The organism is bacterium (genome assembly GCA_021372535.1).
Classification (GTDB): Bacteria; Latescibacterota; Latescibacteria; order Latescibacterales; family Latescibacteraceae; genus JAFGMP01.
The window spans coordinates 1-16,593 of the sequence record JAJFUH010000200.1 but is presented as its reverse complement, the minus strand read 5'-3'; the positions used below and the strand labels follow the sequence as shown (position 1 = coordinate 16,593).

Below are 16,593 nucleotides of genomic sequence, written 5' to 3'. Positions count from 1 at the left end.
ACAGCCCTTTTGCCCGTGCGGTCCGGATGTAGTCCTTACCGGTGACCTCGAGCATGCTCGAACGCATCATGCGGGCGATGTACCCTACCGAAATTGCCGCAAGCGAGATTGCCGGGAGCGCAAGATGGCGGAGGTCGCCCGAGGAGCCGTATCCGCCGACCGGCAGCCAGCCCAGCCATGACGCGAACAGGAGAATGAGCATCATTCCGAGCCAGAAAACAGGCATGGATATCCCCGAAAGCGAAACGATCATGACAAGCCAGTCGAGGACAGTGTTGCGGAAAACCGCGGCGAGGACACCCGCAAAAATACCGATGATCACCGCAATGACCATGCTCGCCACCGCAAGCCTGACTGTGGCAGGGAACCGCTCGATGATGATACGGGCGACCGGGCGCTTCTGACGGTAGGACATACCGAAATCGCCCCGTACGAGCCTGCCGATGAATTTCAGGTACTGGATGTGGACGGGTCTGTCCAGACCGAGTTCGTGACGGATTGTGGAAAGCGTCTGCTCGTCGCCGTGCTGGCCCATGAGGAGACGGGCGGGATCACCCGGAACGATGAACATGAGTATGAACACTATGGTCGCCGCCCCCAGAAGAATGGGGATGGTCATAAAGAGCCTTCGAATGATGTATGCGGTCACCGTCTGTCACCCCTGTACCTGAGTTTTTCGACGGGGATGCGGAACTCGCCCTGGAGCGGGAGCACGAGCCCCTCGTATGCGGGATTGAAAAGCATCCTGAGCTTCGAGTACGTAAGCATGATCCAGCAGGCATCCTCGATTGCGATGCGGTCTGCCTTGCGGTAGAGGTCGATGCGGTGTTTCTCGTCGAGGGATATACGCGCCTCCTCGACGAGACGATCGAATTCCGGATTTGAGTATCCCGAATAATTGCCGGGAGCACCGCGCTGTTTCGAATCGAGCAGGATGTAGAGAAAATTGTCGGCGTCTGGAATGTCGGCGACCCACCCCATACGGAACAGGTCGGGCTCGAACGATTCGCATGCCTTGAGATATGCCGGCCAGTCCAGGCTCCTGAGACGGATGTTGACGCCGATTTTTCGAAACGATGACTGGACGATCTGGGCGACCTGCTGGTGCAACTCGTTGGTATTGTACCAGAGCGTCAGCTCCGGAAGCCCTTTTCCTTCGGGATATCCTGCCTCGGCGAGGAGCTTCTTCGCCTTTTCAAGGTCGTAGCCGTATCCCTCGATGGTGTCGTCCTTTCCCATGATGCCCGGCGGCAGAATGGAGTTTGCGGGGAGCGCCGCCCCCTCGAGAAGGTCTTCGGTGATGCTCTTTCGGTCGACCGCCCAGCAGAAGGCCTGACGGAGCTTGAGATTGTCCTTGAACGGCGGACGCGTATGGTTGAAACCGATGTATTCGTTCCTGAGAAACGACCACATACGCACCGATTCCGGGTACCGCTCCTGTATGAGTTTGAGCTGACCGGGCGGAATCTCGTCCACGAGGTCGAGCTCGCCGTTGACGAATTTCTGGAATGCAACGCCGACATCGGGGATAATCTCGAAATCGAGCCGTTTTATGCCCACTTCGCCGCCGTGATAGTCTTCATTCGCTTCGAGACTGACCCGGATATCGTGCTCCCAGGAGATGAATTTGAACGGCCCCGTGCCGATGAGTGTATACTTGTCAGCCTCGATTCCCTCACGGGCGGCGACACGCCCCACTTCCATGGAGAGATACGCCAGAAACGGCGAAAACGGCTCTTCAAGGTGGAGGATAACCGTATAATCGTCCGGAGTTTCCATTCCCGCCAGGGTTGTCGCAGTACCGGCAAGCATTTCTTTGGCGCCTTTGATGGGCGCAAGCACCCAGCTCCGCTCGGAAATGTTTTTCGGGGTAAGACAACGCTCGAAATTATAGCGGAAGTCGGCGGATGTAACCTCGCGGCCGTTATGGAACCGAATGCCTTTTTTCAGGTTAAAGGTATATATAAGGCCGTCTGCCGATATATTCCAGCTTTCGGCAAGCCCAGGGACGATTTTGAGCGTTTCCGGGTCCTGATCTACGAGGCCCTCGAAAATTTTGAACACCACATTCGCCGATGAGGTATCGGTGGCATGAATGAGATCGAGACTCGGGGGATCGGACGCGAGACGGAACCTGAATACACGTTCGCCCTTTTCGGGTGCCGACCCGCACCCGTATGGCACGAGCGGGATGCAAAACAGGATGAGTATATGAAAGAACCGATGAACATGAAATTTCATATGCATAATCTCCATTGTAAACAGGTTGAACAGACTTCGTTATGGATATATACGAAAAACTGGCTGTCGGGACAAGATACGTTTGAAGTTTTTTTCTTCCCATCGAGCTGATGCATGTAAGTATCATATGAATATGGCGACGTATACCCGGAATTCTATCGGGGCTGATACTCCGTTCGGATTCAGCCTGTTTATACTTTTTAAAGCTCCACCTGCTTACGCCAATGGATTCTTGACTAAACCGATTATGTATGGTATAATATCGGCATTGTTTTCCGGATTGCCGAAGGGACAGGTACGGAATTTGTGACGAGAGTCTATTTGAATAGTTTAAAAAAGGATAATCGCTGCATGGGAATAACTGCTGAGAAGGCACATGAGATTCTCCGGTCATGGAAAGGCGACGATTACGCTTTCGGCCTCAATGTGATCGACAAAACCGGCGAGTTTGCAAAATCACTCGGAAAACGGGCGCTCCTGGTCGTTGCCGACCTCGGGCTTGACTGGATAGATGGACTGTACCGTAAAATTACGGCTTCCCTCCATGCAAACGGCGTTTCCTATACCGCCATTCTCGGCGCAGGGCCCAATGCTCCCCGCGAGGACGTATACCGTATAGCGAACGAGGTTTCAAAAAACCGGCCCGATACCATAATTGCTGTCGGCGGCGGAAGCACTATCGATGCGGCCAAAGCGGCGGGTGTGCTGGCCGCTTACACGACCGGCCAGGTAATCGAATACCTCGGTGCAAGTCCCGCTCTCGCTTCGACTGCGGAACCCTATTTCGGTGCGGGCAATGTGACAAAAATCAAGGAAGCATCGGGTGTCGAGCCTGTTCCGGTCATCGCGGTGGAAACCATAGCCTCCTCGGGCGCGCACCTCACCAAATATGCTAATATCACCGATCCCCTGTCGGGCCAGAAAAAGCTCATCATCGACATGGCTATAGTTCCTCCGAAAGCCGTTTTCGACTACAGTGTGACTCGCGGCGCCCCGGGAGGACTCACGCTGGATGGCGGTCTGGATGGTATCGCTCATTTGTGGGAAGTATTCATGGGCGCTACCGGGCAGCCCTCCTATGACAGGATAAAGGAAGTCGCTGCGGAGGGCATCTCGCTTATCGTGAACAGTCTCCCCGGGGCGATGAAGAACCCTGACGATATGGGTCCACGTGTGGCGCTCGGTTACGGAACCGATCTCGGTGGATACGCGATCATGATTGGCGGCACGAACGGCGGCCACCTCGGCTCATTCTCGCTCGTCGATGTCCTGTCGCACGGCAGGGCATGCGCGGTGCTCAATCCCTACTATACCGTTCTGTTTTCACCAGCCATACAGGATCAGCTCAGGACGGTCGGCGCTCTCTTCAGGGAAGCGGGCTGTATCAGCGCGGATATCGACTCCCTAGAAGGCCGCGCTCTCGGTGAATCTGTAGCGAGAGGTATGATCGAATTTTCAAAGCGTATGAACTTCCCTGTCACCCTGAAGCAGGCCGGCGCTACTAATGAGCACCTTGAGCGCATGATTGCCGCGGCAAAGAATCCACAGCTCGAATCCAAGCTCAGGAATATGCCCGTACCGATGGATTCCGCAAAGGGCGATGTGGATACCTACATGAGGCCGGTGCTCGAAGCGGCTTTTTCCGGTGATTTCTCTCATATCAGAACAATGGCACTCTGATACTTTCAACACAGCATTACACTATCCATCTCATTTGATAACAAATGGTTTTTTTCATATCTGAAGAACTACAATCATGATATCCGGAGAAAAATATGAAAATCAACAAGGTACTGGTAGTGCCGGTTATTGTCGCCAGCATGACGTTTGCATGCGGAGGCGGAAAGGTATCCGGTTATGATCCTGATGATACCGCTAATTACCTTCTGACATTCACCAGCACATGGAGCTCGAAAACCCATCCTCAGGATTTTCCTTCCAATCCGCATTTCTCCGGTTTGATAGGCGTTATCCACAATGAAAATATAAGCTTCTGGAAAGAAGGCCAGCTCGCGACACCCGGTATAAAACAGATGGCTGAAACCGGAAGCAAAACTCTCCTGACCGGTGAAATAGACCCCGTGATTGTCGAAGGAAATGCCTTTGTGAAACTGTCGGGTGAAGGGATTGCCGTTTCGCCGGGCACGGTGACCCTGCGTTTTACCGCGCGCCGTGATTTTCATTATATGACGCTTGTTTCGATGCTTGCACCGAGTCCCGACTGGTTTGTCGGAGTGTCGGGAATGAGTCTTTTCGAAAATGACGACTGGATTATTGAAAAAACAGTCGATATTTATGCCTATGATGCAGGGACAGACAACGGGGCAACCTATACAGCCGAAGATATGCCTGCCAATCCCCCTGAAAAGATCAAAAAAATTACCGGTTATCCTTTTGCGGTGGACGGCAAACTGTCACCGATCGGTAAATTCACCCTTTTACGTCTCTGATTCTGATTACTCATGAATACATAAGACCGGAGATGTCCGGTTTTCTTCTGTGAAAGCCCTAAAGGCCTGAATCGAGTTTCTCCGGCATGGTGATTGTCAGGGAAATGATTATCATACTTTTTCTCCATCCGAACTATCCTCTCGACTCCTGCATTGATAAAAGTCATGTGATAAAGAGAAAAGGCTTGATATTATCACTGGTTTTTTTAAATTAGTACACTCTTCATAAAGAAATGAGTATGGGATTATAATGTGTGATGAATCCTTGTAATTCTCATCCTATAGGTAATAAAAACTTGCAATAGAATGAAAGGAGAAATCATGAAGGACATTCTGGCGAAAATCATTTCCCGAGACCCGAATCAGAAGGAATTTCATCAGGCAGTCAGGGAGGTTGTTCAGGATATCGAAGAATTTTACACCCGGAATCCCCAATATGCCCGGGCGGGTATATTCGAACGTATGGTCGAGCCCGAACGTGCTGTCATTTTCCGGGTTCCCTGGGTAGATGACGCCGGCACCGTTCAAATCAGCCGCGGCTACCGCGTTCAGTTCAACAGCTCGCTTGGGCCGGTAAAGGGAGGATTGCGATTTCACCCTTCGGTGAATTTGAGTATCATCAAATTTCTCGGGTTCGAACAGATTTTCAAGAACGCCCTGACCGGCTTGCCCATGGGTGGAGGCAAGGGCGGCTCCGATTTCGATCCCAAGGGTAAAAGCGACCAGGAAGTCATGCGGTTCTGCCAGAGCTTCATGCTCGAATTATACCGTCATATCGGGCCCGATACCGATGTTCCCGCAGGAGATATCGGGGTCGGCGGACGAGAGATAGGTTTTTTATTCGGCCAGTATAAACGGATAAGAAACGAATTTACGGGTGTCCTGACCGGGAAAGGCATCCCCTGGGGCGGGTCGCTCATGAGACCCGAGGCGACCGGTTACGGTTCCACATATTTCGCTCAGGAAATGCTCGGAACCAGGGGGAAAACGCTTGAAGGGAAAGTATGTCTTGTTTCGGGATCCGGTAATGTAGCCCAGTATACCGTTCAGAAGATCAACGATTTTGGCGGAAAAGTCGTAACGCTCTCGGATTCCAACGGATTTGTCCATGATCCTGCCGGAATCAATGCCGAGAAACTTGCTTTCGTTATGGAACTCAAGAATTTACGGCGCGGGCGTATCAAAGAATACGCGGATAAATATCCCGGAGTTTCCTATATTCAGTATGATCTCGGCGAAGACCGCAATCCGCTCTGGGATATAAAAGCCGATTGTGCTTTCCCGAGCGCCACTCAGAACGAAATCAACGGTAAAGATGCACAGACAATGGTCAAAAACGGGGTGATTCTCGTTTCAGAGGGCGCCAATATGCCCTGTACACCCGAAGCTGTCCAGATATTTCTCGATAACAAGGTGCTCCATGCCCCGGGCAAGGCAGCCAATGCGGGCGGTGTAGCCGTTTCCGGCCTCGAAATGGCTCAGAACAGCATGCGTCTTTTCTGGACACGGGAAGAGGTCGACCAGCGGCTTCAGCTTATCATGTCGACTATTCATCAACAATGCCTGGTTTATGGCACCGAGGGGAATTTCTGCAATTACTTCAAGGGAGCGAATATTGCCGGATTCAAGAAGGTTGCCGACAGCATGGTTGACCATGGTATTGTTTAGTCGGAGACTTGTTATTCCGATCTTTTCACAAATTATAATAGAACACGGTTTTTCGTGGATAGGGCGGATTTACGCGGGTTTGTTTAATATCTTTTATAGACATGGTCGAATAATTATCACTAAAGATAGTATTAATAATCTACTAAGTCTCTTTGTGCCTTAGTGTCTTTGTGGTTGAATATTTCATGAATAAAATCCGGATTATATATGCATCAGAAGGGGTACGGTGCTTCGTACCCCTTCTTTTTTGTTTACTCGATACGTCCGATTGATTATTTTCAATGAATCGAATGACTGGCGAATACCGGCCTTTTAACTGCTCCGGATACCTATGGAACGGAATTGTGTGTGAATAAAACTGCCAGAAAAAAACAGGAAATCGCTCAGGATGCACAGACGAAGGATTACGGCCGTTTTGCAGTACTCGCGGTTTTTGTCGTCATCCTGATCGTTTACTCGGTTACCCTGTTCATGCTTTTCCCGGGAATGCCCATAACTACCCGTCAGGCAGACATGATTCCCGGATATGACCGTTATTACCCTCCGTTCAGAACCGATGAATTCAATTACTACAACATTGCCCAGCACATTCTCACCGGCGGGCTCTATCAGGAAGGTTCCTTCGAGCGCGCATATCCCCTCGGGTTTCCGCTTGCGGCGGCGCCGTTTATCGCTGTGCTCGGAGAAAGGGGAGGGTATGTCGCAAATATCCTTATTACCATGCTCTCTCTGTATATTTTCTATATCGTGATACGCCGCTACAACAAAAGGTCGCATGTTCTCGCGCTCGTTATTGTCATGGCTTTTGCCACGCTCAACTGGTTCTATGCGGATTCGTGTTATTCCGAGCCGTTATCGCAGCTCCTGCTGATTCTTACCTTGTACCTCATGGAACGGGGGAAGAACTCACCGAAAAGCCTGTACTTCTTTCTGGCAGCAGGAATAGTAACAGGTTTCAATCTGTTTGTGCGGCCGCATTATGTGCTTATCGGGGCGCCGTTTTTCGTATCGTTATGGTTGAGCGGAAAATCCCGGTACACATTTAAAAACGCCGGAATACTGTACGGATGCGGAATCGGTGCGGTCGTTGCGGTGTGGATGGTGCGCAACTCGTTTGTTTTCGGTTCACCGCTGACATTCGAGTACACACGGATGATCACCCAGTTCCTGCCTGGCAATCCCGCGCCCGGTGTAAAGGGGAATGTGTTCACCGGCAGCCATCGCCTGCTGTTCGACGAGTACCATGGCCTGTTGACCATAACCCCGATACTGCTCATCTTTCCCGCGGGATTGAGAGCCATGTGGCAGAGAGGATTGAAGAACGAGTCGGTTACGTTTCTGGTTACAGCGGTCATGATGGCGCTGGTTTTTGCTTCGGGGCCGTATCCTTTTACCGAATTCGGGCTCGGCTCCCGTCACCTGATGCCGCTGTATCCGCTCATGATGATACCTGCGGTGTTTTATGTCGATGACAGGATGTTTACCCGGGGGATGGTGCTGGCACTTGCCCTGTATTCATTTTATCATGCCGGTCTCGGATGGTTTACCGGAACGTTTCCGGGGCTCGGGTATTTCCCGGGATTTCTCAATGACGCCCATGCGCGGGCGATAATTCTTTCCAGAAAAAATGCCCTGCCGAAAAGGACATTCAAATCGGCTGATGAACTGTATAAGATGCATCTTGAATCAATTAAAAGCTTCGATATGTACAAATACCTCCAGACGCTTTCACCCGAAGTCCGCAAGGAAATCGAAGGGAAAGAGCGTGATTTTTTCCTGTTCTGGAGATTCCATCAGGAGGAACTCAGGTCAAAGATACAAACCATGGATCCCGTAAACGGTATCACCTATGAGGGATTCACCTTCGTCGACCCCAATGCTGCTCCGGCTGTTCCGCCCGATTCTTCCGCCACAGGGAAATGATCCTTCGCCCGTGTTTTTTACGGCACTACCGTTGTTATGTGAGATCGACGATATCGAGCCGGCCTTTGTACAGAAACCGCTTGATTTTCCTGGTCGAGGTTTTTATAAACTCATCACGCTCCACGCCTATCCGGGTTACCCGCTGATACGGTGCGAGCTTCTCCATGAATTTTTTAACCTCTGATTCGAGCAATGTCCGGAATTTCTCGACGATTTCCTCTTTTGCGTCCTCGTTAAGCTCCTCAAAGACAACATGTTCTTTGAATGTAATCCCGTTCAGACGGGCATATTCTATCAATGATTCGTAATCGGGCACGATAACGACACCGACATCTTCTCCGACGAGGTTCTTGGTTTTATACCCCATGACAATAGATTCGGCAATGTACGGGCTCTTGTTTATCTCGTTCTCGACGGTATCGGGGTAGACATTTTTCCCGCCACGAGTAACGATCACATCTTTCGCGCGTCCGGTGATGAAGATATATCCGTCGCTGTCGATTTTTCCGAGGTCTCCCGAATAAAACCAGCCATCCTTGACAACCATGGCGGTCTGTTCGGGATTTTTATAATAGCCCTTCATGACATTATCGCCTTTTATGACAATCTCGCCAATTCCCTCTGTATCGGGATTAACGATTTTCACTTTGACACCTGAAATCGCGGTTCCGATCGACCCGATTTTTATTGCCCCGAGAGGATTGACCGAAGCGACGGGCGAGGTTTCGGTCAATCCGTATCCCTCGAGGAATTCGATACCGAGGTTTACGAATCCATCGATAATTTCAGGGTCCATGGGTGCGGCGCCTGAAACCATGATACGGACTTTACCGCCGAGCTTCTTTTTGAGTGCTTTACCGATTATCTTTTTTCCGCCGTGTTTAAAAATGAAATTCTTGATTTTTGACGACTGTATCTGTCGAATAATGCCCCGGTAAATTTTTGAATACAGGAGAGGGACGCCGATAATGAGTGTCGGCTGGCATTCCATGATCAGCCGTGTCCGTTCATGGCTCAGTATATCCACAAAACTGGTCGCAGCACCCATTGAAAGGGGAAGAGCCATACAGACAGTGAACGGGAACGAATGGTGAAGGGGAAGAAGGAGCAGAATATTATCAAGCTCCGTCAGATTTATGACAAGTTTTATGGAGTATACGTTGGATATGATATTCTTGTGTGTCAGCATGACTCCTTTGGCGGTTCCGGTCGTACCCGAGGTATAAATTATCGTCGCAAGATCATCAACGGTTTTTTCGGGGAATATCACCGGACCCCGTGAGATTTTCTCTGTGCCCTTTTCACGGAGCTCGTCATATGAAATGAAATTCTTGTGTCTGATATTCTTACGGCCGTTGTCGATTATTTCACGGCCTTTTCCTTCGCCAATATGTTCGCGTCGAATCGTGATGTTGCGGTCGAATATGATTATGTTGTGCAGATTGTCGAGTTCACTCATTATGCGGCTGATGATTTCAAAACAGCTTACCGAGCATATGATTGTTTCCGACTCCGAGTGTCTGAGTATGTGTTCTGTTTCTGTTTCCCCCAGCGTAGCATCGATCGGTACCGGAATTGCACCTGATGTAACGGTTGCGAGATAACAGACAAACCATTCGGGACGGTTCTCGCTCATGATTGCGATCTTTGAGTCACGCCCCGTACCGATTCCCGCAAGGCCGTATGCAATCGTGTTTACGGCGCTGTTGAGCTCGGCATACGTAATGTGTTCCCATATCTGATCATGGTAATACCGCAGAGCAATACGGTCCGGAAATTTACTGGCACTTTCACGGAAACTACCGTCAATGGTATTCATTGCGCTCCCCCGCTTTCGTGAAAAACTGAACCATTATGGATATTATTTTTTAATAAGTTCATCTCGATTAATTATTATGAAATCAACTCTTCGGTTGGCATTTCTTCCCTCGATAGTCGAGTTTGGGGCTATCGGTTTATCCGAGCCGAACCCGACTGCGCGCAGGCGTTTCTGATCGATCATCGGAAAATTCTCAAGCAGGTAGTCTTTCACCGCATAAGCCCGATCTCTTGAAAGTTTGAGATTTGTTTTGATATCTCCCGTGTTGTCCGTATGGCCTTCGATCTGAATCGTAAGGGTATTGTACTTGATGAGAATCTGCCCGATTTCGTTAAGCGCCGGATATGATTCCGGATTTAAAACGGCAGTACCGGGATTGAACTGAACTGTTGTAAGATGTATCAAACCCTCCCGGAGAAGATCAACTTCATGTTTTATGAGGCCACGGCCCCGCTTGTCGACGAGGATTCCCTTTTCGGTATTCGGCTCCTCATCGATTCCATTGGGAACACCATCCTCGTCGGTATCGATTCCGACACCGAATTTGTCGACAAGTGCGCCCTTCGGGGTAGACGGTTCCATGTCGATGCCGTCCGGGATGCCATCCTCGTCCGAATCAATCGCTTTCCCTGTTTCATCGACAACCGCACCTATGGGTGTCTGCGGTTCCTCATCGAGTATGTTTGGTACCCCGTCACGATCATCGTCAAGGGCAACACCGAATTTATCGACCGGCGAACCAGCCGGAGTATCCGGCTCCATGTCGATACCGTCATAAATACCGTCGCCATCGGTATCGATACCGACACCGTTAGCGTCGGTTTTTGCGCCGAGCGGCGTATCGGGCTCAAGGTCCTTGCCGTCCGGAACGCCGTCAACATCGGTATCAATCGCTATTCCGCGGCTGTCTACCGGAAACCCTTTCGGCGTATAAGGTTCCTTGTCGGCTTTGTCATTTATGCCGTCTCTGTCCGAATCGATCAGGGAGCGAATCACCGTGTTAAAGGTTATACCGACCACTGCCTGCAGCTTCTCTTTCGGTTCCACCTGGTCGGCCAGATTATAATTAACTCCGAAATCTATCGCTATGTGCTTTGTAAGACGCAGAGCGATCGACGGAGAAAATATAAAAAAGTCTTCCATGAAATCGGCTTTATCGTCTTTTAAAAGAGCGGGATTACCAATGCCGGGTACCCCGTTCACCGTTTCAAAAAGCCAGGGTTTTTCGAGAGCCTGATACGTCGAAAGCGGCCCGACTCCGAGAAACGTCCGGTTGTTGAGTTCGAGATTTAGTGAACAGCGGTCTTTGAAACGCACATTCAATCCGAGAGCGCCGACCACTTTATCGTCATAAACGTCCGATCCCGATACTATATATCCTTCTTCAAGGCTGAGGCTCATGAACGAAAAGATTCTGAGTGTCTCGTAAAGAGATGCCTCAATATCCGTGCCCATCCGCGACCACCGGTAATTCATACCGTCCGCTTCCTCCTGGGATGTGTCGAGCATGGCACCGAATTTCCCGGCGATCTGGAGAGGAAATTCGCGTTTCAGGGGGAGGCGGATTTTTGCGCCGATACGGGTTGAACCGAAGCCGGTCTGGGGATCACCATAACCAAGCCGGACATCTTCCTGTGAAACGAGTGTCCGTGTGTCGTGGAAACCGTAAAAGGAAACATTCAGGTCGATTTCATCGGTCATCCCGAAAGAGATCGGTAATGCAGCTATGGATGGATAATCCTTGCGCAACCGGAACGTTCTTCCGTCCGGATTGGCGACATTGGATTCCTTTTCCATCACAAGGGTTTTCATTCCGATAACCAGCTTCCCCTTGCCATATGTTTCGGCGGACTGCATGTACATGAGGCCTCTACCGCCTTCGACAGTCGTTGAAAAGCCCGCGTACTGGGCATTCAGCCTGCCATTATGCACGAAAACGGCAAAAAAGACAAATATTCCGCCAAGAATGAAACGAAACATAGCCTATCCTTGTCAGGACTAATAAAACCACTGCTGCATAACCGGAGATTTTATTTACATATAATAATAACTTCGTAAAATTCATGTTAGCATTTTTTAATACTCCGCGTAATTTATCCGAAAATATCGTATTTCCCCATTGTTTACGGCAGGGATGGCGGTCTTAAGACAGCAGTATCTCAGCGGGAATCCGATACCCTGTATCCCGATTTCGCTATCGCAATCCCCATAATAATGAACAGAAGGCCTGCGATCTGATACCGGTCTATGGATTCACCGCGAATGATGACCGCGAGAATGAGGGTAAAAACAGGTGTAAGATTGGTGTACACACCTACTTTTGAGGGACCGATTTTGGTGATTGAGTAGTAGTAGAGCCCGTTGGCCAGGAAAATCGATCCGATCGCCGAAACGGCGAGGTAAAACCAGTTTATCGGGGTAACAGTGGATAATGCCTGCCCGGGAATCTGATAAATAATAAGCGGAAGCTGATATATCGATGTGAATATATAAATCCAGATCATAGCCGCGACAGGGGAATACACCGTAAGTACTTTTTTCCCGTACACCGTATGAAATGCCCAGAAAAGCGATGAGCAGAAAAGGAGAAAATCTCCAGTATTAAAGGTAATTCCACCCTGTTTGAAGGTCAGGGCAAGCATTCCGCAAAACCCGACTGTAATGCCGGTTACCGTTCTGACCGATGGACGCTCGATTCCCGAGAAAAAGGAAACCACGAGAATGAGCAGCGGTGTGGTTCCCGTGATGATGCCGGCATTGGCCGAACTGGTAAGTGAAATACCGACGATGAAGGCGATCATGAACATGAACATGCCGAAGAACGCGAGCGCTGCAATATACGGGATATGGCGCTTCTGAACAGCGAGCGAGCCTCCCGACAGTTTCATGGCGCCGACAAGGAGCATTGCCCCGATAGGTATCCTCAACCCGTTATAGATAAAAATCCTGAAGGTTTCCGGCGAATTCCCGACAGCGTTTTTCGTGATAACAGCGTTGATACCCCACATAAAACAGGTGACTATCATCGCGATATCAGGTAGTCCGAAACGGTTGTCGTGACGCATGGTTTCCCGCTTTCCCGATGGGGGCTGTAATGCAAAGGTGCGTTCAAAAAGAATAAAAAATTTTCGATTTACGAAGATTTGAAAACTCAAATCCCCAATCGTAAATCATTTTAAAGCGATTTTTCCCTTCTTCTGATTTTCGTGATTCCTATCCCGATAACAATAATTGACAGACCGAAGACCTGAAGGAACGAGATTTTCTCATTTCGAATCAGCGCCGCGAAAATCAGGGTGAATACCGGGGTAAGATTGGTATACACCCCCGCTTTTGCCGGACCGATCCGTGCAATCGAGTAATAAAAAAGGGTATACCCGATATAGAGAGAAAAGAATGCCGACAGCGCCACGAACAGGATACTTGTTCCCGACAGGAGCGCCCACTGCTGATCGGGCAGCTGCCACAGCGCAAGGGGCAGCTGATAGAGCGCCCCGAAAAGCAGTATCCATGCTGTTGTTGTGACCGGCGGATATCTGTCTACAATGGGTTTTCCGAAAACGGAATAGCTCGCCCAGCACGCGATGGCCAGAAGCATGAGGAAAGAACCCCTGTCAACCGTGAGCCTGCTGCCGCCATGAAAAAGAATGATGCACAGCCCGGAAAAACCCATGATAACACCGGCAATGGTAAAAACGGTTGGCCGCTCGATTTTTGCCAGGACGGATATGCCGAGAATAAGGAGCGGTGAAAAACCGTAGACGATCCCCACGTTTGCCGAGCTTGTATGGGTCTGGCCGATCATATAGAGAATCTGGTAAAGAAATGTTCCGAGAAAAGACAGGAGCGCAACAGCCGCCATGTCTTTCCCGCGGAACAGGACTTTTTCATGGCGAATTTTTGCCGTAAGGAAGAGAAGCGCCGATGCGGCGGGGAATCGTATGATATTGAAGATGAATATTCTGAAAGTCCCGGGATCGCTGCCGGTTGCAGATTTCGTGATGACAAAATTCAGCCCCCAGCAGATGCACGTTATGATGAGAGCTATATCGGACAGGCCAACAGCACGTGATTCCCGGGGATTTTTCAGAGTGTACGCCTTTCACGGTGGATTGTTTCCAGGTATAATTTCATGATAATATACCATACACAACCCATTATGGGCAAGTTACAAGGATTTTTTGTGGCAACCCCCCATTTTAAGAACACTTTTTCTAGATGTTACTTCCTTTGCGTGCCCAAAGGAAATAACCAGGGAAAGGGCACCCCGTGAAAAGCCTTTTTCCCCGTTCACGGCCCGTTTTTCGGGAATGTGTGAACTCACGAGCCTTCGGCTCGCTCGAACAGCACCCATTCTTTTTCCGAAAACCGGTTGTGACCGCGGGGCTTTTCAACGGGTTTATAAATTCATAGGCATTAATGGTCTATATTCTATTTATAATCAATGTATTATAATACAATTCATCGTAGATTTTGGGGGTTCGCCAGTCAAGGATTTTTTACATTGCATAATCGGAGCAAGAACAGTTACTTTACACTTCATAAAGCTGAATTTCTGATATCCTCAGTCGTAAAATATATTACAGGCGGGCTGTCAGTTGAGTTGTCGGATATCGGGAATTTAAAATGGTTTTGCACATGAATGGATAAGAAAATAAAACAGCGGGGGAATACATGTTTTTCAGACAGGTACGGGCCGGAGGAGACCGTAATTTCTCATACATCATCGCCGACGAGGAAACCGGCCACACAGCGGTGATCGATCCTTCATTCTCGCCGAACGAGGAACTCGCTATATTACGGGGCGGGCATTTAAACCTGACTTACATTATCAACACCCACGATCATTTTGACCATACAGGCGGGAACGCTGTTCTCGCAAAGGAAACCGGAGCAAAAATCGCCATGCACGAATCGGCGCGGTCGCACCATGACATCGATCTCCGGGACGGCGATACGCTTATGCTCGGCTCGCTTGTTTTACGGGTGATTCACACTCCCGGACACACCGGTGATTCGATATGCCTGCTCGCCGGAAACGAGCTTGTAACCGGTGATACCCTCTTTGTCGGGAAGGTCGGCGGCACGGGCTACGGTCAGGATGCCCGGAACGAGTATGAAAGCCTTCACCGCAAGCTCATGACACTCCCGCCGGAGACACGGGTCTGGCCCGGCCATGACTATGGAGTAAGGCCATCTTCGACCATCGGGGACGAATTGCGTGAAAACCCGTTTATACTCCGCGATTCGTTCGAATCGTTTGTGGAGTTGAAACGCAACTGGCTCGAATACAAGCGGATACACGGAATCACCTGAGGGCGGAAAACGAGGTATTGCACTTCAGGAATGGTATGCTTCAGTATGTCAACCGATGATTACTTGATGTTGAAAATTCGTTTGATACTGTCATAATGACCGGTCGGTCGGCCGTTCTGTTCCTTGCTCAGAATCTCCCTGACATGAGCCTCGATGAGGTCTCCCGATGTGCCCAGTTCGGAGATGATGGTCTCCGAGCCCTCGCACCCCGTTGTGACGCGCAGCCTCAGATCACGTTCGAACGGCCGGGCGAAGGTGAAATTCATATCAACCGGTGTGACGAGACCGGATGGGGGAATCCGGTAGTGCTCCTTGCAGATATAGATGAATTTATACCGGTAATTGCTCGTGTATGTCCAGTTCTCATCGGTCAGATTCGCGGAAAACGTGCAGCAGGGGCCCGGAAGGTTCAATACCTCGATGATGAGATAGGTGTCGCGGGCGATTCCCCGGCCGTTATTGATGATGTTGAATCCCAGAGAGCACTCGATCGTGTCATCGCTTGCCTTGAGTGTTTTAACGCCATAATTCAGACCGATCCGCGCTTCCGGTCTTCTCCCGAACAGGCCCGACAGGATGGCATGGGGAACAGGCACGAAGTTCGATCCGGCCCTCATGTAATAGTGCATGTTATAGATGACCTGGTGGGGAGCTTTCATACTCTTTGGAATAAGTGAAGCGGCGAATCCCGATTTTTTACCCTTTTCCCTTATTCCGAGAATCTCCACTTCGGAATGCGGAGGGATTGTGCAGCCCGATATTGCACTGTGCAGCAGTGAAACGAATCGATCCACGTTTTCAAGGGGAAATTTCGCCTTGGCCACATCGGCGCCATCGAAATCCCGCGAACAATCGACACCCCAGACGATGACACCGCCCTCGGAATTTCCGAAGCCGGATATCGATTTGGCAAGGTGGTTACGGTCGATGTGGTGCAGCTTTTCACCGGCTCCGTTATCGGCGGAGCGTTTGAAGTCGAGGAACAGCTCCTCTGCCTTGCGGGAAAGGATGAATTCGTTGATCGATTCTTCCTTTTTCACCTTGAGCATCTCGAATATTTCGCGCGCCCGTTCCTGTTCCATGGCAGTTCAGTAATTCCCAAAGATTATAAAACACTTCATGCCGGTAATCCCGTTTCAAGAAACCGTACCGCAAGTCCCGCCAGAATCCGTATAC

13 protein-coding genes are annotated in these 16,593 nt (G+C 50.0%); 6 read left to right on the top strand and 7 right to left on the bottom strand.

From position 1 onward, the window contains the following. Window positions 1–649: ABC transporter permease (locus LLG96_17335; GenBank protein ID MCE5251970.1), on the bottom strand; the 649-nt coding region annotated here is incomplete at its 3' end. Then, window positions 646–2,241, bottom strand: coding sequence for an ABC transporter substrate-binding protein (locus tag LLG96_17330; protein MCE5251969.1), 1,596 nt, complete (start codon window positions 2,239–2,241; stop codon window positions 646–648). The genes LLG96_17335 and LLG96_17330, both read right to left, overlap by 4 nt. Window positions 2,242–2,592: 351 nt before the next feature. On the opposite strand from LLG96_17330, the gene LLG96_17325 reads away from it, so the two are divergent. The 4 genes from LLG96_17325 to LLG96_17310 all read left to right on the top strand — a co-directional run bounded on the left by LLG96_17325 (window position 2,593) and on the right by LLG96_17310 (window position 8,282). Next, a complete protein-coding gene (locus LLG96_17325; GenBank protein ID MCE5251968.1) occupies window positions 2,593–3,921 on the top strand; it encodes an iron-containing alcohol dehydrogenase in 1,329 nt (442 codons plus the stop codon). Between the two features lie 95 nt (window positions 3,922–4,016). Next, complete coding sequence (locus tag LLG96_17320) at window positions 4,017–4,691, top strand: spondin domain-containing protein (protein MCE5251967.1); 675 nt, start codon at window positions 4,017–4,019, stop codon at window positions 4,689–4,691. A 321-nt stretch (window positions 4,692–5,012) separates the two neighbouring features. Further along, entirely contained in the window at window positions 5,013–6,359 is a 1,347-nt protein-coding gene (gene gdhA / locus LLG96_17315) for an NADP-specific glutamate dehydrogenase (protein ID MCE5251966.1), read from the top strand. Between the two features lie 348 nt (window positions 6,360–6,707). Then, window positions 6,708–8,282, top strand: coding sequence for a glycosyltransferase family 39 protein (locus LLG96_17310; protein ID MCE5251965.1), 1,575 nt, complete (start codon window positions 6,708–6,710; stop codon window positions 8,280–8,282). A gap of 34 nt (window positions 8,283–8,316) precedes the next feature. On the opposite strand, the gene LLG96_17305 is transcribed toward LLG96_17310, so the two are convergent. The 4 genes from LLG96_17305 to LLG96_17290 all read right to left on the bottom strand — a co-directional run bounded on the left by LLG96_17305 (window position 8,317) and on the right by LLG96_17290 (window position 14,137). Next, window positions 8,317–10,101: an AMP-binding protein gene (locus LLG96_17305; GenBank protein ID MCE5251964.1), complete on the bottom strand. Its 1,785-nt coding sequence runs from the start codon at window positions 10,099–10,101 to the stop codon at window positions 8,317–8,319. 42 nt (window positions 10,102–10,143) lie between these two features. Further along, a complete protein-coding gene (locus LLG96_17300; GenBank protein MCE5251963.1) occupies window positions 10,144–12,081 on the bottom strand; it encodes an OmpA family protein in 1,938 nt (645 codons plus the stop codon). Window positions 12,082–12,260: 179 nt separating this feature from the next. After that, on the bottom strand, window positions 12,261–13,166 hold the full coding sequence (locus LLG96_17295) for a DMT family transporter (GenBank protein MCE5251962.1): 906 nt from the start codon (window positions 13,164–13,166) through the stop codon (window positions 12,261–12,263). A 110-nt stretch (window positions 13,167–13,276) separates the two neighbouring features. After that, window positions 13,277–14,137, bottom strand: a complete 861-nt coding sequence (locus LLG96_17290; GenBank protein ID MCE5251961.1) for a DMT family transporter — start codon at window positions 14,135–14,137, stop codon at window positions 13,277–13,279. Between LLG96_17290 and LLG96_17285 the strand changes: the two genes are divergently transcribed. Beyond that, window positions 14,043–14,237: a hypothetical protein gene (locus tag LLG96_17285; GenBank protein ID MCE5251960.1), complete on the top strand. Its 195-nt coding sequence runs from the start codon at window positions 14,043–14,045 to the stop codon at window positions 14,235–14,237. The two genes, LLG96_17290 and LLG96_17285, sit on opposite strands and share 95 nt — an antisense overlap. A gap of 538 nt (window positions 14,238–14,775) precedes the next feature. Next, a complete protein-coding gene (locus tag LLG96_17280) occupies window positions 14,776–15,417 on the top strand; it encodes an MBL fold metallo-hydrolase (GenBank protein ID MCE5251959.1) in 642 nt (213 codons plus the stop codon). 59 nt (window positions 15,418–15,476) lie between these two features. Here LLG96_17280 and LLG96_17275 read toward each other — a convergent pair whose 3' ends face one another. Beyond that, window positions 15,477–16,499, bottom strand: a complete 1,023-nt coding sequence (locus tag LLG96_17275) for an ATP-binding protein (protein ID MCE5251958.1) — start codon at window positions 16,497–16,499, stop codon at window positions 15,477–15,479. Window positions 16,500–16,593: the final 94 nt, after the last annotated feature.